Annotated in this window: 15 protein-coding genes; 3 read left to right on the plus strand and 12 right to left on the minus strand. The window is 72.2% G+C overall.

Annotated elements, in window-relative coordinates; genetic code table 11:
* Positions 1-117: 117 nt before the first annotated feature.
* The 8 genes from fxsT to RCR19_RS12845 all read right to left on the minus strand — a co-directional run bounded on the left by fxsT (position 118) and on the right by RCR19_RS12845 (position 13,598).
* Positions 118-3,090, minus strand: a complete 2,973-nt coding sequence (gene fxsT / locus RCR19_RS12810) for an FxSxx-COOH system tetratricopeptide repeat protein (RefSeq protein WP_331265264.1) — start codon at positions 3,088-3,090, stop codon at positions 118-120.
* Between the two features lie 153 nt (positions 3,091-3,243).
* Positions 3,244-4,758 (minus strand): HEXXH motif-containing putative peptide modification protein, encoded by a 1,515-nt coding sequence (locus RCR19_RS12815; RefSeq protein ID WP_331265265.1) that lies wholly within the window; start codon positions 4,756-4,758, stop codon positions 3,244-3,246.
* Entirely contained in the window at positions 4,755-5,915 is a 1,161-nt protein-coding gene (locus RCR19_RS12820) for an FxsB family cyclophane-forming radical SAM/SPASM peptide maturase (protein ID WP_331265266.1), read from the minus strand. The genes RCR19_RS12815 and RCR19_RS12820 overlap by 4 nt, the downstream gene beginning before the upstream one ends.
* A 218-nt stretch (positions 5,916-6,133) precedes the next feature.
* On the minus strand, positions 6,134-6,343 hold the full coding sequence (gene fxsA, locus RCR19_RS12825; RefSeq protein WP_331265267.1) for an FxSxx-COOH cyclophane-containing RiPP peptide: 210 nt from the start codon (positions 6,341-6,343) through the stop codon (positions 6,134-6,136).
* A 26-nt stretch (positions 6,344-6,369) separates the two neighbouring features.
* Positions 6,370-9,750 carry an SAV_2336 N-terminal domain-related protein gene (locus RCR19_RS12830; RefSeq protein ID WP_331265268.1) on the minus strand — a complete coding sequence of 1,127 codons (3,381 nt, stop codon included), beginning with the start codon at positions 9,748-9,750 and terminating at the stop codon, positions 6,370-6,372.
* Between the two features lie 5 nt (positions 9,751-9,755).
* Complete coding sequence (locus RCR19_RS12835) at positions 9,756-10,784, minus strand: MoxR family ATPase (RefSeq protein ID WP_331265269.1); 1,029 nt, start codon at positions 10,782-10,784, stop codon at positions 9,756-9,758.
* A 106-nt stretch (positions 10,785-10,890) separates the two neighbouring features.
* Entirely contained in the window at positions 10,891-13,101 is a 2,211-nt protein-coding gene (locus RCR19_RS12840) for a trypsin-like peptidase domain-containing protein (protein ID WP_331265270.1), read from the minus strand.
* On the minus strand, positions 13,098-13,598 hold the full coding sequence (locus RCR19_RS12845) for a CU044_2847 family protein (RefSeq protein ID WP_331265271.1): 501 nt from the start codon (positions 13,596-13,598) through the stop codon (positions 13,098-13,100). The genes RCR19_RS12840 and RCR19_RS12845 overlap by 4 nt, the downstream gene beginning before the upstream one ends.
* Before the next feature lie 168 nt (positions 13,599-13,766).
* Here RCR19_RS12845 and RCR19_RS12850 point away from each other — a divergent pair, with 168 nt between their 5' ends.
* The 3 genes from RCR19_RS12850 to RCR19_RS12860 all read left to right on the plus strand — a co-directional run bounded on the left by RCR19_RS12850 (position 13,767) and on the right by RCR19_RS12860 (position 16,566).
* A complete protein-coding gene (locus RCR19_RS12850; protein ID WP_059128849.1) occupies positions 13,767-13,946 on the plus strand; it encodes a DUF6104 family protein in 180 nt (59 codons plus the stop codon).
* A gap of 660 nt (positions 13,947-14,606) precedes the next feature.
* A complete protein-coding gene (locus tag RCR19_RS12855; RefSeq protein ID WP_331265272.1) occupies positions 14,607-15,536 on the plus strand; it encodes a DUF4097 family beta strand repeat-containing protein in 930 nt (309 codons plus the stop codon).
* A 1-nt stretch (position 15,537) separates the two neighbouring features.
* Entirely contained in the window at positions 15,538-16,566 is a 1,029-nt protein-coding gene (locus RCR19_RS12860; RefSeq protein ID WP_331265273.1) for a helix-turn-helix transcriptional regulator, read from the plus strand.
* Between the two features lie 90 nt (positions 16,567-16,656).
* On the opposite strand, the gene RCR19_RS12865 is transcribed toward RCR19_RS12860, so the two are convergent.
* From RCR19_RS12865 to RCR19_RS12880, 4 genes are all read right to left on the minus strand, one after another.
* Positions 16,657-17,220: a Clp protease N-terminal domain-containing protein gene (locus RCR19_RS12865; RefSeq protein ID WP_331265274.1), complete on the minus strand. Its 564-nt coding sequence runs from the start codon at positions 17,218-17,220 to the stop codon at positions 16,657-16,659.
* On the minus strand, positions 17,220-17,429 hold the full coding sequence (locus RCR19_RS12870; RefSeq protein WP_010984411.1) for a helix-turn-helix domain-containing protein: 210 nt from the start codon (positions 17,427-17,429) through the stop codon (positions 17,220-17,222). The genes RCR19_RS12865 and RCR19_RS12870 overlap by 1 nt, the downstream gene beginning before the upstream one ends.
* 136 nt (positions 17,430-17,565) lie before the next feature.
* On the minus strand, positions 17,566-18,531 hold the full coding sequence (locus RCR19_RS12875) for a zinc-binding dehydrogenase (RefSeq protein ID WP_331265275.1): 966 nt from the start codon (positions 18,529-18,531) through the stop codon (positions 17,566-17,568).
* 159 nt (positions 18,532-18,690) lie between these two features.
* Entirely contained in the window at positions 18,691-19,914 is a 1,224-nt protein-coding gene (locus RCR19_RS12880; RefSeq protein WP_331265276.1) for an NADP-dependent malic enzyme, read from the minus strand.
* Positions 19,915-20,194: the final 280 nt, after the last annotated feature.

The raw sequence follows: 20,194 nt of genomic DNA on the forward strand, positions 1-20,194 counted from the left end.
CGTCATACCGGGCCGGTCGCGGGGTTCAGGTTGTCCGGGGCTCGAAGTCCCTGCGGGCCGAGAGGACCGGGCTCTTCCCCGGCACGCGGGAGGCGCGCCGGGGAAGGCCCCGACCGGTCACACCGTCTGGGGTTCGAAATCCCAGAACGGGCGGTTGCGCCTACGCGCCGAGACCGTGTGGACGTGCTGCGGACCGAGCGTCGCCACAAAGTCCGACAACGCCTCCTGCTCCAGTTTCTCGGCCTGCTGACGGTCGCGCAGCGAACGGAGATCGGCGGCCTGCGCGATACGGGCGGACAGTGTCAGCGGGTGTGTCCGGCCGAGCACCTCGGTGGCCAGGGCGGCGGTCGACTTGCTCAGTTCGGCGGCCGACTCCGGGTCCCCGACAAGACTGCGCAGGGCCGAGGCGTTGATGGCGCAACCAAGGGTCCAGGGGTGGCGCTCCCCCACGGCCGCGGTCATGTCCGTCAACGCCTGCTCGCCCACGGCATAGGCATGGTCGCGCTCGCCCACACTGCGCAGGACGAGAGCGTGGTTGACACGGGCTCCCGCGACAAAAGGATGGCCCTCGGCGAGCATCACCTCGTAGCGGGCGATCGTGGTCTCACTGAGTTCGCGGGCCTGGTCGATGTCGCCGTGTTCGCGAATGAAGCAGCTCTGACTCGTGGCGTAGCGGAGCGTGTCCGGGTTCGTCTCGCCCAGCACCCGCTCCGACCGCTCCAGCACATCGGCGAAGAGCCTCCCCGCCGACTCGTGGTCCCCGCTGCGGTAGTGGCAGAAGGCGAGGTTGTGCCGGCCCTTCAACGTGTAGGGGTTGTTCGCGCCCAGCACCAGGACCAGCTCACGCACGTTCTTCGTCTGGACCGACTCGGCGTCCGCATAGCGACCCAGAAGACGCAGGTCGAGGGCGTAGGACGTCTCCGAATAGAGAGTCCACGGATGCCGGGCCCTCAGCAGCGCCCGGCGTGCCTCCATCGTCCGGCGGTCGACTTCCAGGGCCTCTTCGAAGCGGCCGAGCAGGACGAGCGTCGCAGCGACGTTGTTCTGAGCGTTGAGGGTGCGGGAGTCCTGCTCGCCCAGCAGCTCGCGATAGGCGGTCAGCAGCGATTGGGACAGTTCGAGTGCCTCGTCGTAGCGACCCAGGCCACGCAGGTCGGCGGCCAGGCCTCCGGCCGCCCGGAGGTGTTCCAGGTCCTGCGGCCCTCGTTCCTCCCTCAAATGCTCGACAGCGGCGCGCTCGATCGCCTCCGTACGCCCGTATTCACCGACGCTGCGCAGCAGGTTGGCGTAGTGGTAGGTCAGTTCCCAGATCCGCGGGTGCGTCTCCCCCAACAGGGACCGCCAGGCCTCCAGTGCCCGCTCCCCGAGTTTGATGCCCGCCGCGTACTCGCCCGAGAAGAACATGTAGCGAAGGCAGTTGAACACCAGACGCTGAATGTTGGCATCGGTGCTGTTGAGCACGTCCGCGTACTTCAGGTGCGGGACGATCTCCGCGTACACGGGCCACAGATCCGGGTCCGTCGGCCTGCGGGGGTCCGCTGAAGCCAGTGCCTGGCGTACCACCTCGATGAACTCCTTGTGGTCCTCTGCCGGCATGTCCTTGCCGACGATCTGGTGCACCATGCGGTGCAGATACAACGACTCGCCGGAGGCCGCCGCGTCGTCGGAGGTCGTGTCGTGGGACTCCAGGCGGACCACAGAGTACTGGCGCAGTTGGTTGATCGCCTTGTTCCACAGGAGCGGGTCGTTGAGCAACCCCGCGACCTGCTCGGGCAGTTCGTCGTGCGGCATCTCCTTGAGGAGACGTACGGGGATGAAGCCGGGCGCGAAGAACGTGCACAGGCGGAGCAGGTCCACGGACTCCGGGACCGTCTCCCTCAGTTTGTTCAGCAGTATCGACCACGCCGTCTGGAAGGCGAGCGGGAAGTCGGCGGACACCTTGACCACGTCCTGGTCGATGCCGCCCTCCAGAAGGGCGATGTAGTCGTCGACCGACAGATCCGAGTCGTTGAGCCAGCCGGCCGTCTGGTCCAGCAGCAGCGGAAGGTCCTCCAGTGCCTCGGCGAGCTGGTCGGCCTCGGCATCACTGAGCCGCGGCGCGCGGCGGCGGATGAACGCCACGGACTCGTAGCGCTCGTACACGGGCACTTCCAGCAGCCTGCTGTTGTGCTCGGTCCACTCCGGGTTCCGTGAGGTGATCAGCACATGTCCCGGGCCGGTCGGCACGAGGTCCCAGATCTGGTCCGGTTCGTCCGCTCCGTCCAGGACCAGCAACCAGCGGGAGTACGGATCGCCTCGCCGCAACGAGTCGCGGACGGCCCGCAGACGCTCGCCGTACTCCTGGCCCGTGGCAAGGCCCAACTTGGGGGCCAGCTCGGCGAGATAGCGGCGGTAGCTGACCCTCTTCTCCGCGTTGACCCACCACACCACGTCGTACTCGGAGCCGAACCGGTACACGTACTCGGCGGCGAGCTGTGTCTTCCCCACGCCCGACATGCCGTGCAGGGCCACCACGCCCGCGCCGGCGTCGGCGCTCTGCAGGAGGTGGTAGGCGTCGTTGAGCAGCGACTCCCGGCCGGTGAAGCGCGTGTTGCGACGAGGGACACCGCCCCACACCTCGGGCATGGCCGCGGGGAAGCGCGGCCCGCGCCGGGCGCCGTTCGCCGAGTCGGGCAGCGGATCGGCGGGGACGTCCAGACGGTCCAGCAGGCGACGCTCCGCCTCGTCGGGACCCATGTTGGTCAGGTCGGCGGCGGCGAGTACGGCGGCGGCCGTGGGCACCGGACTCGTGGTGACCGAGACGGCCGCGAAGCGGGAGGGATCGGGGGCCACGACGTTACGGAGGGCCGCGTTCCACTCTTCGTAGGTGCGCGGGCCCAGCTGGAAGTACCACTCGCTGACGACCATGAGGATGCGGCCCTCGGCGAGCTTCAGGTCACGCAGGCAGTCCTCGAGGGGGATCTCGGCCGGGGAGTCCCAGCGCAGATACACGACGCGAAGACCGCGACGCTCGAGTCGGTCACCGATCCAGGCCGCCCAGGCCCGGTTGAACCCGGCGAAGCTGATCGTGACCGTACGAGCTCCAGACATGCAGCGGCCTCCCTGCGCGTCATCCCGAAAAATCCTAGAACCTAAGCGCCGCACTCCGGTAGGCCGCTGGCTGCAACCGACAACAGTCGCTTCGGTTCGTAGTGTGTCGCGCCGATCTTCGCGCAAGAGACCCCCGATCGCGCGGACCTTCACTCATTCAGTCGAGGAAAGCCCGGGACCGTGCCGCTGCACCCAGAGGTCGCGTGCGGCGCGGATGTACGCCTCCGCCCGGGCGACGAGGCGGTGCGGCGCCGGCTGATCGGTCATCCGTTCGTACGTCGCGACCATCCCGTCGACGAACCGCCTTCCCACGGACGTGAGTTCGGACGTCGCCACGAGTGCCGGCAGAGCCGCTCCGACCTGCGCGTGATAGCGAGCGTGCAGAGTCCACGCCGCTTCGCCGTCGGCCGCGTTCGTGGCGGCCAGTGCGACGCGCTGGTGGAAGTCGGCGAGCGCGAGATGCGAATAGGCGCCCTGCAACAGGCCGTCGAACGGCCGGGGGTCGGGCCGCCAAGGGGCGAAGTACCTCTCCCGCGGACCGGCCCGATGGAGTGTCGCCATGTCGCTCAGGGCCGCCAGCTTCGCGTGGTTCAACTCGTGCACCAGCGTGGCCGCGAACAGCGTCGGTGTGGGCGGAGTGCTGCTGAGGAGGGCACCGAAGGCCTCGCGCCGGGTGGCGCTACAACTGCCGGTGCCACGGCCGTCGGCGGAACCACCGGGCGGGACGGCCAGCGGGACCAGGCACCGCAGCAGGGCGACCGCCTCGGCGAGGCGGCCCTCTCCTGCCGGCCGCAAGGCCTCGGCCGTCCCCGCCCAGGCCTGCACCCAGCGCTTGCGCTCGGCCTCGTCCAGCGTCACCGGACCGCTCATCGTCTCGTGGCGCGAGCCCTCCCGTACGGTGCGGTACGGGTCGAGATCGTCCAACGGCATCGGCTCGGCGCCCTCCACCAGCCCCGGCAACGCATACGCAGGCGTCCACGCGAGTGACCCCGACCATGCGCCGACCCCCGTCTCCGGGTACACCACGACGTCCAGGGCACCGGACTGACGTATGGTCAGCCGTCCCTGCCTGCACAGGACGTACACCACCGCGTCGCCCCCTTCCGCCGTGTGCAGCGTCCCGAGCGACGGCAGTGCGATGACCCCGTTCCGGGCCGTCAGCCGCACGGTGAAGGAGAGACCGGCGCGCGCCGCGGCCGCGGCGGCGACGGTGCTGAAGTGGGCCAGGTCCCGCGCCAGTTCCCGCGCGCGCTCCTGGGCCGGGCCGCGGCGCTCCGCGTTCAGGCCGCTCAGGCAGCGTTTGGCCCAGGGGCCGAGGAGCGGATACAGAAGCCGGTCCCGGGCCGGAGAGCGGCGGGGGCCGACCGGGTCGTGCGGACGGGTCGCCGGGCCCTGAGTGTGTTCCGCCCCGCTTGCGGCGGCCGACCGCCCTCCCGCCGGACCCACCGGGTCCGACTCCACCAGCAGCGCCCAGTCCTCACGAACCCGCGCCCGCGCAGCGGCCGCGCAGACCGACTCGTCGGCGCCGTCCACGGCGTCGAGCACCGTACGCAGCACCAGCAGTCGCCGGGTGTCCTGGTCGCGTACCAGGTGTGCGAGCGTGTCGGGGCCGCCCTCGGTGCGGCCTAGTTCGGCAAGGGCCTGGTCGGAGACCTCCGGAAGGATCACGGGGTGCTCCCTTCGCATGGGACGGCGGGGACGGAAGCCCGGGGTGCCGCTGCCGTGTCGAGGAGCCGCCTGGCCACATGGCGAATGAATCGCTGCAGGTCGGCGCAGTACACGGACGGGTTGACGAAGCCGTCGCCGGCTCGGTAGCGGTGGGCGTAGTGGCCGCCGCCGCAGACGGTCAGCAGGGGGCAGGCCCGGCACTGCGCCGCGAGTGCGGCCGCGCCCGCCTGCCGGGCCGCCACGCCGGGATGGCACAGGGCCTTCTCGAAATCGTGGCGGAAGACGTCCAGACCGGTTCGCGCCGCACCCTCGTACGCCGACTTCAGCGAGTCCACCTGCTCGATGGAGCCGTCCGTCTCCACCACCACCGCGTCGAACGGTGCGAGGCCGAGCGACTCCGTGGCGGCCGGCATCCCCAGCAGCAGTGCCAGGCACTCCTCGAAGAGCCGCACCCGCGTCTCCCGCCGCCCGGCACCCCACCAGCGGTCGAAGACGGTGCACAGCCAGTCCCCGTAGGGCGCGCCCGAGCCGTCCAGATGCGGCGGCGGGGTGGACCAGTTGCCGTGCGGCAGCAGGAGGTCCAGGGCCGGCGGGCGCAGGGCGAGCAGGGACTCGTACGTCTCCAGCGGGTCCAGTGCCGGGTCCACCACCGTGAGGATGCCGGCGTACGCCTGTGGGAACCGGTCGGCGACCAGGCGCGCTCCGCGCGAGGCGGCGGGCCACGAGGGGCGGCCCGAGTGGTCGACGCGCGACGCGTTGTGGGCCGCGAGGCCGCCGTCGAGGCTGATACCGATGCGGATGCCGCCCCGGGCCAGGGCGACCGCCCGTCGCTCGGTCAGGAGTGTTGCGTTGGTCTGCACGACGGGGTGGACGGTGCAGCCGGCCGGGACACGGCTTCGTACGAGGTCGGTGAAGCGGACCAGGGTCTCGGCACCCGCGAGCAGCGGTTCACCGCCGTGCAGGACCAGTGAGACCGCCGTCAGACCGTGGGCGCGGGCGTGCTCGGCGATGCGGTGCGCGGTGCGGTCCAGGACCTCGGGAGCCGCGGCGGCCGGGCGGTCGCGCCAGGTGCGGTCGGGTCCCTCGTACAGGTAGCAGTAGCGGCAGGCGAGGTTGCAGCGGCCGTTGACCTTCACGATGAACTGCCGGAAGGGCACACGTGCCCGAAGAGTTCCGGCATCCGGCGACACACCAGCACCCCCATGCCGTACGGCTCTCACTCCGGGGGCACTTCCATGGCACGGCCCCCTACCCGTGTGGGAGCACATGCCTGTACACGGGTTCGGCCAAACGCCTGGCGATGGAATTCGACTGAAACTGGTGGGTCATGGCCGTATTCGACGAACGCTTCTGATGGCCGCCACATCTCCGCCCCTTAGAACGCGCTGTTGAACCCCCACAGCATCTCGCTGGGCTGCGCCGCCCGCTCCCGCAGTTCGTCCAGCACCTCGGTCAGCACCGGATGGCGAAGCGTCCTCAGCTCGTCCAGGTCCAGCTCCAGCAGATCCGGCAGCGGCTTCGACGCCTGAGCCGTCGGCTCTCCCGCCTCCGCCACCTCGGCTGCCGCCTCGTCCCTTGCCTCCATGGTCCGTCCCTCTCCGCTCGCCCCGCTCACTCCAACTCCGCCAGACGCTGGGCGGTCTGCCGTGCCGTCGGTTCGCCCGAACCCATGTGGTCCTCCGGCAGCCTCGACCACTCCGCCCGAGCGGCCCGGTACGCCTCACGGGCCGCGCGCGGACGAGCGGCCGCCTCGTAGGACATACCCCGCCAGTGGCGTGCCTGCGCCCCCAGTTCGACGGCCTCATGACGCCTGCGGTCCGTTTCCGCGTCCTCCTCCGCCGCCCTGGCTGCGTCCGAGGCAGCCCGGAACGCGTCGACGGCCTCGTCCAGACGCGAGGGACGCCCGAGGCTCTGGTACGCCTCGAACTGCACCTGACCCGCCTCCAGCCAGCAGCGGGCGGCCAGCAGCGGATCGTCCGCCTCCGCCGCCGCGAGCCCGAAGAGGTGCTCGGCCTCCCGCAGATCGACCCGATCGCCGCGGGCCCGGTAGCGGAGCATCAGCGCCCGGCCCAGGAGCAGCAGGCGGTGCCCGAGGTGCGGACTGCCCGCCGGGGTCTCCGCGCGGCAGTCCCGCAGCACCCGGATCGCCCGGGACAACGGCTCCAGGGACCGGGAACCGGTCTCCAGCGCCGCCCGGCGCAGCAGGACCTCGCCCCACTCGGCGAGCACGTCGGCATGCGTGGGCGCGTCCCGCGGCATGCGCTGGGCCGCCTGGGCGAAGTGGTCCGCGGCCCGGAGGAGTTCGCGCGGGTCGCCGGTCTCGGCGTAGCGGGCGTCCCTGATGCGTCCGCCGCGCACCAGGAGGGAGGCGCGCAGGCCCTGCTCCCGGGTGAGGGCCAGCGCCTCGTCGACGCGTGCCTGGGCGTCGTCCAGGTCGCCACCGGACCTGAGCAGTGCGTCCACCAGGTCGAGCAGGACCCGGACCCGGTCACGCGGGCTCCGCGCGGGCCCGTCGTCGGCCTCGGGTACGTTCTCCAGTGCGCTGCGCAGCGACTGCGCGCCCTGTTCGGCGTAGAGGCGGGCCTGCTCGGGATCGGCGGTGGCACCCGACAGGTGCAGCAGGATCCGGCCGTGGGCGAGCGGCAGTTCGGGCGGCCGCAGGCGGCGGTCGGGCCAGGCGTCCGCGAACGCCTCGAGCATGCCCACCGCACCCTGCAACAGTGCGCTGTCGCCGCCGAGCCGCCACTGCGACTCCAGTCCCCCGACGCGCTCCAGGGTGAGCCTGAGGGCCTCCTTCTCGTCCAGCTCGGGCGCCGCGCAGGCGACGGCGTACTCCCGGTCCGCGCGGCGCAGGAGTTCGAGTGCGCCGTGCGGGTCGCCGCGGCGCCGGCGGTCGGTGGCGGCGGCCCGCAGCACCCGGGCGAGCACGGCCCGTTCACGCAGGGCACGGGGATGACTCACCGCTCGCTCCGCGGCAGTCTCCGCCTCCCGCAGCAGTTCGGCCCCGCCCAGCACCTCCCACAGCCGCAGCGTGCAGTGCGCGTACTCGGCCCACAGTTCGGGGTCGGTGCCGATGCCCGGCTCGTGCTCCGTGGCCCCTCTCAGCAGCTGCACGGCGTCGATGAGGTCCTGCACCATGCCCTCCCGGTCGAACTGCCCGACCAGTGCCCGGGCGCGGACGACAGCCGAGTGCGTCGGACGCTCCGCGGCCCGGCCCGGGCCGCCCCGCCTGCCGTAGAGGGCCAGATCGTTCGGCAGCGGCATGAAGCGCTCCAGGACACGGGCGGCCACCTCGGCGAAGGGCTGGGGAACGAGGGTCGCGCCGCCGTTGTCCCCGTTCTCCTCCGGGTAGGCGGTGTCGGCCGCGTAGGGGCGGCCCGTGCCGCCGTCGCCCAGTTGCGCGAGGGCGAGGGCCGGGAAGTTGGGACCGCCCTTGCCGAAGCGCTGTTCGATGTACTCGGAGCAGTGCTTGAGCACCAGCATGGCCTCGTCCCGGCCGAGCGGCGACAGCAGCGACTCCTGCACTCCGGGCGCGAACTCGTACCACTGCACGCCGTCGCCGCCGTAGTCCTCCTTGGCACGTGAGAGCAGCCCGCTGAGCAGGACCTCGGCCAGTTCGGACGGCCCGGAGTCGGGCAGCATGGTCCGCTGCACCAGCTGCATCACCGGCAGGCACAGCGGTGCCGCGGCGAGATAGACGGCGAGCCGGCCCGCGGCCGGGGAGGCGGTGGAGCGGAAGCGGCTGACCAGTTCCAGCGCGGAGGGACGGCGGCCGGGGCGCGCCGCGGGTGCCGCCGGCTGATCGGCACGCACCCAGCCCACGGCCCCGGCGACCGGACCCGCGCCCGCCCCGGACAGCAGCCTCGCCCAGGCGCCGAGTGCCACCGGCTCGGGCGGCAGCACCGGCACCGGGAGGGCGCCCCGCCGGGCCTCGGGCGACAGGCCCCCGGGGGTGCGCACGCGCAGCGCGGTGGCGCCGCCCAGTGTCTCGCCGCGGGTCAACTCGCCGTAGGTGACGGGCAGCCGGGTGCGGTTCCACATGCGTTGCGGCAGCGGCTGGAGCACCGCGACCGGGGCCTGCCGGGACAGCTGGTGCAGCAGCCGGTGGGCGTGGCCGCTGCGCCACAGCGGACCCGCGCAGTCGCTGACCAGCAGCGTGATGCGGCGGCCCGTCGGATCGCTCAGCCGGTCGGCCGAGTGCAGCGGCGCGGCGTGCGGATCGGGACTGCGGCTCACCGCGGGCTCCCCGTCCGGGCCCTCGTGCAGATGGCTGACCTGGATGTCCCAGAAGGCCCCCAGCCGGCCGAAGACCTGCTCCAGTTCGGCGAACATCCGGTCCCACACCCGCATCGACGACGAGGCGTCCATCACCAGCTGCAGTCGTGCGTCGGCCCGGGTCACCGCACGGAAGACCGGGAGCACCAGACCTCCGGCCCGGGCGCTCCGTTCCGCCGTGGCCGTCTCGTCGAGCACGGACCGCCGGGGCGGAGCGGCACTGCGGTAGCCCTGCAACGGGCGTAATGCGCGCTGGAGTTCGAGCGGGGCGGGAAACACGGGCGCCACGGGAACGCCCACGGGCAGCGCCGTGGCCCGCCCCCGCCCCCGTAAGCGCTCCCCGCCGTGCTGGGGAACCGTGTACAGCGCGACACGCCGGTCGCCTTCCGGCTCGTGCGGCAACGGCCCGGGAGGTGCCGGGTCCGCGGCGGGCGCGTCCGCGACCGGTACCGCGCCCGGCTGCGGCTCGCCGCGCCCGGTCTCCTGCGGGCCGGGGCGGTCCGGCGGCGGTGCTGCGGCCTCATCGGACCCCGCCGGGCGCGTCCAGCGCGCCAGCCACAGGACGTCGCACAGTTGCTCGCCGTCGGGATCGAGACCCGCCTCCCGCAGCCCGGACACGAGTTCGGCGATCGGATCACGGGCGGGCGTGACGGGGTCCCCGGCGCCGGGGCCTTCGCCGGGGCGGACGGGACCGTGGCGCGCCGTCGCGTCGGGCATCGGCGTCACCTCGGCCGGTCGAGTCGCTGGATGAGCAGGTCGGCCAGGCGGTCACGGCTGGGCGGGGCGGCCGCGTCGGTGAGGTAGATCGCGTTCAGCAACTGGTCGGCCGCGACGAGTTCGCTGCGCGACCGCTCCAGGAAGTGGGTGATCAGATCGTCTCCCGCACGGGCCGCCTCGTCGCCCAGATGGGCGCGTACGAACGTCGCGAGCCTCTTGTGGTCGGGACGGCCGAGCTGCAGATGGATGCACCGGCGCATCAGCGGAGCCGGGAAGTCGCGCTCCCCGTTGCTGGTCAGGACCACGAAGGGGAACGCACGGCAGCGGACCCTTCCGTCACGCACCCGCACCTTGGTGCCGTCGGCGGTGAGCACCTCGGCCTCACCGCCGGGCAACCGGTCGGCGATGCGCTCCAGTTCGGGGATGGCGAACTCCCCCTCCTCCAGCACGTTCAGCAGGTCGTTGGGCAGATCGATGTCGCTCTTGTCCAGCTCGTCGATCAGCAGCACACGCGGCACGTCGGAGGGCAGCAGGGCGGTGCCGAGCGGCCCGAGACGGACATAGCTGCCGATGCTCTCCACCGCCCCGGGCGAACCCGCCGCAGAACCGACCCCTCCCTGCGCCGCGATCTGCACGTCCTGGAGCCGGGCGATGGCGTCGTAGTGGTAGAGGCCGTCCTGGAGCGTGGAGCGGCTGACGATGGACCAGCGCAGGACGTTGCCGAGGCCCAGTTCGTAGGCGACGGAGTGCGCCAGGGTGCTCTTGCCCGCCCCGGGGCTGCCGGTGACGAGCAGGGGGCGGCGCAGATACAGCGCCGCATTGATCATCTCCAGTTCCTCGGCTCCGGGCCGGTGCAGCTCGGCCAGGTGCCGGTACGCCCCGAGCCTGCGGTCCTCGGACCCGTCGCCCCCGTTCTCCGAAGCCGCCTCGCGGCCCGTGAAGTCCCGCCACGGCGGAGGGTCGGGCAGCCTCTCGATCCCGTCGTGCGGTTCTCCGGCGCCCCGGTAGATGAGCCACTCACTGGATTCGGTCATGATCCGGTCCTCGTCGTCACTTCCACGGCAGCCGTCGAACCTGATTCACCGTATCGATCCGCAGGAGCCCTGGTAAGGGCGCGGTACGGCCTTCGGCGCGGTCGCTTCACGGTGCCTCCAGCAGGTCGTCGCTTCCCGGCAGCGGCCGGTGCGGATCGTCGTAGAGCAGCGCGATGCCGTCGGCCCAGTACGTCTCCGCACGGCCCGCACGGAGCCCCGCCCGCAACTCGTGCACCAGCTCCGGAAGCCGTTCCGCGCTGCCCGCGCCGGCCACCGTGTCACCCGCCCCTCGATGGAACTCGCCGCACACGGCGTCCCGTTGGCCCCGCCAACGTCGCCACAGCGCCACGCCGAAGCCGCCGTGCACGATGCGCGCGAGCGCCACCCCGTCGTCCTCGAAACGCTGGTCGCCGTAGCGGCACAAGATCGGCACCGCGCCGTGCGGCAGGCCCCGGAGCCGGCTCAGCGCCGGTACGGGTATCCGCAATCCGTCGTCGCAGTCCAGCAGTTCGGGCTGGGCGTCGTGCGCGTGGATCCACCGCCAGCGGGCCTCCCGCTCCCGGCGCTCCTCCTCGGCGTCGGCGGGATCCTTCTCGGGTGGCCCGTAGTCGTCGAACAGCCGGTCGCGGTCGGCGCAGCGCACCACGACGGGGCGTTCGGCGCCGAGCGGCGCGTCCGCCGCCCTCAACTGCCATGTGTCCACGGCAAGTCCGAGCAGTGTGCGGGGCAGCGCCACCTGGAGCACGGCGGGCCGACCGGGCTGGTCGCACTGGCGGAAGGCCTCCGCGAGCGGGTGCGCCAGGGGGCCCGGCAGCGCGTCCAGCGACACCCGCTCCGCCTCGTCGAGACGTACGACCTCGCCGTCGGGCCGGGCCACCGAGATCCGCCAGTCGCAGCGGTCCGGTTCCCAGCCCCGCTGGACGAGTTCGAGCAGAGCGCACGGGCGGGGCGCACGGCCGAAGGCGTGCGCCTCCTCGAGTCCTCCGCGCGACGGGTCGTCGTACGAGGACGGGTCGGGCCCGTTCGGCGGGCCGCCCTGGTCCCCGGGCACGAGGTCCGGCGGGTCGTGCCGGCGGCGGGGCCGGGACAACGGGGCGGGCCCGGAGGGGTGCTGCGGACGGAGGAGTTCGATGCGCCGCTGCGCCAGGCTGCGGCGGTACCGCAGGCCGAGCCCCTCGGAGCTCTGCCGCACCCACTCCCACAGGGCCTGCTCCGCCTCACCCGTGCCCGGCGACTCGAAGGGACGGTCCGCGGCCATGACCTGCATCGCGTAGTCGAGAACGAGTTCCAGCGCGCCGTCCTGGCGAGCCCCCTCGTAAAGGGCGCCGAGGCCGTCACGCCAGCCGCGCGGAGCCGGCTGGGGAATCGCGCCCGGCAGGTCGGGCAGCGACTCCAGGATGTCGAGCAGACTGCGGGTGCTGGTCGGGGGCGGCAGGTCCGCGAGCCGGCCCAGCAGCTGGATCCGCTCGTCGGGGCTGAGCCCGCGCCCCGGCCGCGCCTGGAGCTCGCTCTGCACATCGGCCCAGGTGAGGTGGTCGGAGTCGGGGTGTCGCTGCCGGTCCCTGTGGTAGCGGTCGTGGGCGTGGAAGACGGCCTGGTAGAGATCGCCGTGCTCGCTCCGTATCCCGTCCCTGGGGACGGACAGCGCCCGTAACTGCTCGATGCCGGTGGACGTGCCGCCGCTTCCGCGGTCCGACCGCGACTTCAGGACCCCGATGACCTCGCCGCGTACCGGGTCGATGACCGGCCCGCCGGAGACACCCGGCGGAAGGTCGTTCTGGCCCAGCCGCATCTGCACGCCGGAGGACCACCCGCCCAAGGTGCCCTGCACCGACAGCGGGCCGTCCAGGACCTGGAGTCGACCGTCCATCACGGTCCATCCGGTGTAGAACACCCGGCCCTCGCCGTAGTACGCGGCAGGCCGCTCGGAGACATAGACGCAGTCGTGGTCGACCGGCTCGCGCAGCTGGACGAGCGCGAGGTCAGGGGCGGGCCAGTTGCCGCGCGGGGCGCCCTCCGCGTGCTCCGGGACCGTGGCCGCGACGGTCCCGGCGACCGCGGCGCCACCGCGCCCCGGACCCGTCTCATAGACCACGGTCACCTCGTCCCCCTCCCCGGCCCGTGCCACGTGCGCGCAGGTCAGAACCCAGTTCGGCGCGACGAAGAAGCCGCTGCCGAGGAACGTGCCCGGCTCCTCGATGGCATACCCGACCCCCGCGCGATGGATGCGCACGGTCGCGGCCATGACGAGTTCACGCAGCGCACGACGGGCCGCGTCGAGGCCGCTCGATGCGCCCCGGGCGTGCTCGTCCGTCATGCCCCGCCCCCGGCACCGGCGGCTGCGGGGCCGCCGTGCGCCCGGGCTCCGCCGGACGCATCGGTGCGCGGGGCGGCGGCCGGGGAGGACGGTGCGTCACCCGGCGTGCCGGTCCCCGGACCGGAGGCGTCGCCGGACGGATCGGCGGCCGGCGGCCCGCCCTGCCAGGTGAGGGTGACCGTGATCCCCGCCTTGGCCTCGCCGTCGGCCAGCAGTCCGACCACCTTGCCCGCCTTCGCGGTCAGCTCGATCCCGAACTCGACACTGACCTCGTCGGGCCGCACCGCGCGCAGGGGTCCGGCCAGCGAACGCGCCACGCTGGTCACGACGGAGTGCAGGCTCTCGACCTGCGCCTCCACACGGTCGGCGAATCCCGTGTCCGTGTACGACAGCTCACCGGGCGGCACCGCGAGCTCCCCGGCCCCCGATATCCGGGCCCACACCGGCGTTCCGTCCGGCATCTCGATGCGCGCTATCCGCGTCGACTCGTCCGCCATGGCATCCCCCGTTCCCCCGGGCCCCCGTGATCCCGCCTGCCGGTGCGCAGGCTAGCGACACGGCGGTCGTCGCGCGAGAGCCCCGCTCGCCCCGCAGGGCCGCCGCACTCCCGCCTATCCTTTTCTTGTCCTCTCCTACCCCTCTACCGAACCGACGGAGCACCACCGATGTACTTCACCGACCGCGGCATCGAAGAACTCGAGAAACGGCGCGGCGACGAAGAGATCACCTTCGAGTGGCTCGCCGAGCAGCTTCGTACGTTCGTCGACCTCAACCCCGACTTCGAGGTGCCGGTGGAACGGCTGGCGACCTGGCTCGCACGCCTGGACGACGAGGACGACGAGTAGCGTCCGCCGTGCGCGGACGGGGACGGATCGGCAACAGCGATACCGCGGCCCGTTCCGGGGCCGACCCGCTCGGGGTTCGGCGGTCCCGGTCTCCGGGCCTGCCGTCCACCTGGATCCGGCGGGCGTCACAGGCGCCTTTTTTGCGCGACGATCTCGCCGATCGCCGACGTCACGCGGATCTCCGGCTCGCTGCGGCTCGCGGTCGCGGGACCCATCGCCGCCGGACGCGCCGTCGCGAGGTCTCGCGGTCGCGGGGTTCGGGGACCCGATGCCCTGCCGCCACGGGCCCGCTCATCGGCCGCCCCCGCCCGTCCTCGCCCGTCCTCGCCTCGTTCCCGCCGGGGCGTATCCCGCTGGATCCCGGCCCCGTCCCGGTGGATGGGAGTGTCCGCGTTCGGAGGGCCCGCCCCCGGGTGTGCGCCGCCTTTGGAGGTGCGCCCACCCGGAGGAAGCCCGCCCCCGGAGGTGCCCGCGCCCGGGAGGGGTCGCATCACCGAACGCGCGCCCGATTCAGGGCGTTTCGTCGACTTCCGCCATGGATTCCCCAGAAAGGGTGTCTTGACTTTCCGGGTCCGCGATATATCGTGAATGGCACAAGACGCGATATGGCGTGTCGTTCGCCGCGTGCGCAGTGTCCGCACGGCCGAGGAGGTCAGCACCATGTCCGAGTGGTCCGTCGCCGAGCCGAGGAAGCTCACCTTCGACGCCCCCGTGACGGCACTCCATGTGCGCATCGTCAACGGAACGGTGAACGTGGTGGGCACCGACGAAGGTTCCGCCCGCCTGGAGGTCTCCGAGATCGAGGGCCCCCCGCTGACGGTGACACACAAGGACGGCGCCCTCACCGTGGCGTACGACGACCTTCCCTGGAAGGGCTTCCTCAAGTGGCTGGACTCCAAGGGCTGGCGCCGCAGTGCGGTGGTCTCCCTGACCGTTCCGGCGTCAACCCGCGTGGAGGTGGGCGTCGTCGGGGCCAACGCCATGGTCTCGGGAGTCGACGGCGGCACGGACGTCAAGGGGGTCACGGGCGACACGACACTCGTGGGCATGTCCGGACCGGTCCGCGCCTCGACGGTGTCGGGAAGCGTGGAGGCCCAGGGGGTCACCGGGGAGCTGCGGCTGAACTCCGTCTCCGGCGACCTGACCGTCATCGAGGGCGCCTGCCCGCTCGTCAAGGCCGACTCCGTGAGCGGCTCGATCATCCTGGACCTGGACCCCACGAGCGGCCCCACCGACGCCCGTCTGACCAATGTCTCGGGAGAGATCGCCGTCCGGCTCCCCCATCCGGCGGACGCCGAGGTCGAGGCGAACACCGCGAGCGGCACGGTCTCCAACGCCTTCGAGGATCTGCGCGTGACCGGCCAGTGGGGCGCCAAGAAGATCACGGGCCGTCTCGGCGGGGGAAGCGGCCGCCTGAAGGCGACCACGGTCTCCGGCTCCATCGCCCTGCTCCGCCGCCCGCCCTCGACGGACGAGCCATGGGACGCCCCCGGCCCACGGGGCGCGGCCGCAGGCCGCGACACCGCCGCCCCGTCCGATCGTTCCTCCCAGGGCACGACCGGCGCACCGACCGAGCAGAAGGGGCTCTGACATGCCTCCCGTCTTCGCCCATGGACGACTGCGCCTCTATCTGCTGAAGCTCCTCGACGAGGCCCCCCGCCACGGATACGAGGTGATAAGGCTGCTGGAGGAGCGCTTCCAGGGGCTCTACGCACCCTCCGCCGGCACCGTCTATCCGCGGCTGGCCAAGCTGGAGGCCGAGGGTCTGGTCACACACACCACCGAGGGCGGCCGAAAGGTGTACGCCATCACGGATGCGGGCCGCGCCGAACTGGCCGACCGCAGCGATGAACTGGCCGATCTGGAGCTGGAGATCCGCGAGTCGGTCGCGGAGCTGGCCGCCGAGATCCGCGCCGACGTGCGCGGGGCGGCGGGCGATCTGCGCCGTGAGATGCGGGCCGCGGTCTCCGAAGCCCGGCGGGGCACCGGGGAGCGCACAGGCGCGTACGGGGACGGCAGTCCCTCCGAGAAGGAGGCATGGCGCGCCGCCAAGGAGGAGATGCGCCGCGTCAAGCAGGAGTGGAAGGAACAGGCCCGGCGCGCCAAGGACGAGAGCCGGCGGGCCCGCGAGGACGCCCAGCAGGCCCGCCGCCAGGCCAAGGAGGCACAGGAGCGGGCGCGCGCCCAGGCACAGGAGGAGGTGCAGCGCATCGCCCGCCGGGTTCAGGAACAGGTGCAGGACCACTTCACGCGCGGCGACTGGCCGACCGGCGTCCGGGAGGGGCTGACCGAACTGGCCAAGGAGTTCGGCGAGTTCGGCAAGGAGTACGGATTCGGACGACCGGGTGGGACATCGGACGCGCCGAAGACGGCGAGCCGGCCGGAGTACTCGAAGACCCCCGAGGACTTCCCCGGCACCTACGAACCCTCCTGGGCACACGAGGACTTCACGGGCGATCCGGCCCGCGCCCTCGACCGACTGCTGGACCGCTTCCGCGACGACATCCGTGACGCGGCCCGCGACAACGGAGTGACGGAGGAGCAGCTCCGCGACGCGCGCCGCCATCTGTCGACGGCGGCTGCCCACATAGGGGCGACGCTGCGGTCGCGGAAGAGCTGACGGCGGTCGGCGCGGCCGTCCGGTCGCGCCGACCGGCCGGGTCACCCGCTCCGCGACACCTCCGCAGGGCGGGTGCCGACGTCAAGGGGCTCACCCGGCCTTGGTCTCCCCCTTCCCCCACAGCACGCGCTCGACGGACTCATGCGTCACCCCGTGGTCGGCGAGGACCTCCGCGGGGACGCCGGGGCGAGCGGTGAGGGCGAGAAGCAGGTGCTCGTCACCGATGTGCCGGTCGTCGTGGGCGAGGGCGGTGCGCAGGGACATGGTCAGCAGGTCCTTGGCACCACGGGTGAACGGGCGCCGCCCGGACCGCCGTGCGCCTCCCTGGCGACCCGCCGCCAGCACGCCCTCACCGTGCGCCTCCTCGATCCGGGAGACGATCTCCGCCACGTCGACGCCCAGCCCGGCGAGGGCGTCCGTGTCGGCGCGGGACAGTCCGCCGCGGCGGCGCGCCTCGGCAAGGTCCCGTACCACTGCTTCGCGCTGCCCGGTGAGTCCGAGGGCGGCCAGGGCGAACGCGGCCCGGCTGCCCTCACGATCGAGAAGGGCGAGCAGCACATGCGGCTCGTCGACCCGTTCCTCGCCCGCCCGTTCGGCGTGCTCGATCGCCCCGATCACCACCGCACGAGCGTCCTTGGTGAACCGCTCGAACATCACTGCCTCCCGTACTTCTTGTGCACGGCCTGCCTGCTGACTCCGAGTTCTGCGGCGATCTCCTGCCACGACCACCCCTGATTGCGCGCGCTGCGCACCTGCACCGCCTCCAACTGCTCGAGCAGCCTCCGCAGCGCGGACACGGCCCGCAGTCCGATCCGCGGATCGCGGTCACCCGCGCGCTCGGCGAGATCCGTTGCTTCGGTCATGATGTCAACTTAGATTGACATCACCCCTCATGTCAACCCCGGTTGACATGAGGGGTGATGCGTCGCGGGGCCCGCACACGAACGGCGGGCCTGGAAGGATTCCGGGCCCGCCGCGGACGGAAAAGGTGGGTGTCGGTCAGTTCGCGGTCAGCACGATCTTTCCGAACTGGTTGCCGGACTCCAGTCGTTCGAAGCCCTCGCGGGCCCGGTCCAGCGGAAGCACCTCGTCGACGACGGGACGCACTCCGGTGGCGGCGCAGAAGGAGAGCAGGTCCTCCAGTTCGTCCTTGGAGCCCATGGTGGAGCCGACGACCTTCAACTCCAGGAAGAAGATGCGGGTGAGTTCCGCATGGGAGGGGCGGTCACCGCTGGTGGCACCCGAGATGACGACGGTGCCCCCGGGACGCAGGGACTTGATGGAGTGGGACCAGGTGGCGGCACCGACGGTCTCGATGACCGCGTCCACCCGCTGCGGCAGCCGCGCCCCGGACTCCAGCGCCTCCACTGCGCCCAGTTCCAGGGCCCGCTTGCGCTTGGCCTCGTCACGGCTGGTGGCGAACATCCGCAGACCGGCCGCCTTGCCCAGCACGATCGCGGCGGTGGCGACTCCCCCGCCCGCACCCTGGACGAGGACGGAGTCGCCGGGGCGGACCCCCGCGTTGGTGAACAGCATGCGATAGGCCGTCAGCCACGCGGTGGGGAGGCAGGCGGCCTCCTCGAAGGAGAGCTCTTTGGGCTTCGGCAGCAGGTTCCAGGTGGGGACGGAGACCTGCTCGGCGAAGGTGCCCTGGTAGCGCTCGGTGAGGATCGAGCGCGGCTCGTCCGGGCCGACACCATGGCCCGTCTGGCCGATGACGGAGTGCAGGACGACCTCGTTGCCGTCCTCGTCCACACCGGCCGCGTCGCAGCCGAGGATCATCGGGAGCTTGTCCTCGGAGAGACCGACGCCCCGAAGGGACCAGAGGTCGTGGTGGTTGAGGGAGGCGGCCTTGACGTTCACGGTCGTCCAGCCGGGCGTGCGCCCGGGAGCCGGGCGCTCCCCCAACTCGAGGCCCGTGAGGGGGTGGTCGCGGTCGATGCGGGCGGCGTAGGCAGCGAACATGACCTTGACGATAGGCTCCGGGATGGGCCTACGGAACCGGGGCTCGCTGTGACGCGTGTCCCGCTCGGCAGGTGCCGGAAGCGGCCCGCGGAAAGGCCGGCCCTGATGACCGTGCCCGTGTGGTGGGCGGATCCTGGTGCACCCGCCCACCCCGTGGAGCTATCGGCGCGCGACTCCCTCGGCCCGCGCGGCGGCCGCGACCGCCGCCGTCACCGCCGGGGCCACGCGCTCGTCGAAGGGCGACGGGATCACGTAGTCGGCCGCCACGTCGTCACCGACGACCGCCGCCAGCGCCTCGGCCGCGGCGATCTTCATCCCCTCCGTGATGCGGGACGCTCGCACCTGGAGGGCCCCGGCGAAGATGCCGGGGAACGCCAGCACGTTGTTGATCTGGTTCGGGAAGTCGGACCGCCCCGTCGCCACGACGGACGCGTACTTGTGCGCCACGTCCGGATGCACCTCGGGGTTCGGGTTGGCCATCGCGAACACGAAGGCGCCCTCGGCCATCGAGGCCACGGCCTCCTCCGCCACCGTGCCGCCGGAGACGCCGATGAAGACGTCGGCGCCCTCGAGGGCCCGCTCCAGCGAACCGGTCAGTCCGGCCTTGTTCGTGAATCCGGCGAGCTCCCGCTTGACCGGGGTCAGATCGTCCCGGTCCGGGGACACCACGCCCTTGCGGTCGGCGACCGCCACATCCCCGATCCCCGCCTCGACCAGCATCTTCGCGATGGCCACACCGGCCGCGCCCGCGCCCGAGATGACGGCGCGCAGCTCGCCGACGGAGCGCCCGGTCAGTTTCGCCGCGTTCCGCAGGGCCGCGAGCGTCACCACGGCCGTGCCGTGCTGGTCGTCGTGGAAGACCGGGATGTCCAGCCGCTCCTGGAGCTTGCGCTCGATCTCGAAGCAGCGCGGCGCCGAGATGTCCTCCAGGTTCACACCCCCGAAGGAGGGCGCCAGCCGCGCCACGGTCTCGACGATCTCGTCCACGCCCGTGCAGTCGAGGGCGATCGGGACCGCGTCCACCCCGCCGAACTGCTTGAACAGGATCGCCTTGCCCTCCATCACGGGGAGGGAGGCCTCGGGGCCGATGTCGCCGAGCCCGAGAACCGCCGTGCCGTCGGTCACCACGGCGACGACCGACGACTTCCATGTGTAGTCGTGGACCAGCTCCGGCTGCTCCGCGATGGCGGTGCACACCCGGGCCACGCCGGGCGTGTACGCGAGGGACAGGTCGTCCTTGTCGCGGACCGGGACGGTGGCCTGCACGGCCATCTTGCCCCCGCGGTGCAGCGCGAATGCTGGATCGAAGGAATCGTGGGGCTCGGCCCCGCCGTCCTGGCCCGTATTGCCGTCGCTGCGCGAATTGACGATCTCCGCTGCCACTGTGTCGTACCCCTTAGATGTTCATGGTGTGAGGGTGACCACTCCTGATTGAGGGGTGGGCGGGACCGCGTGCGACCCAGGTGAACCGATGCGTACAGGTGCACACGCGACGAGCGCGCCGCACACGCGCCCTGAGCCCCGGATGAGGGGTGTAGTGAACCTTCTTACCGGACGCACGGTGCCCCGGACGAGTCCGTACCACCAAGGTCACACGCCGGTGAGATGACTCATGCCGGAATATGTGGACAAGTTCGTAAAACGCCTCCTCAAGATCGCACAC

The sequence above is a fragment of the Streptomyces sp. WAC07094 genome (assembly GCF_036320405.1).
GTDB lineage: Bacteria > Actinomycetota > Actinomycetes > Streptomycetales > Streptomycetaceae > Streptomyces > Streptomyces lannensis.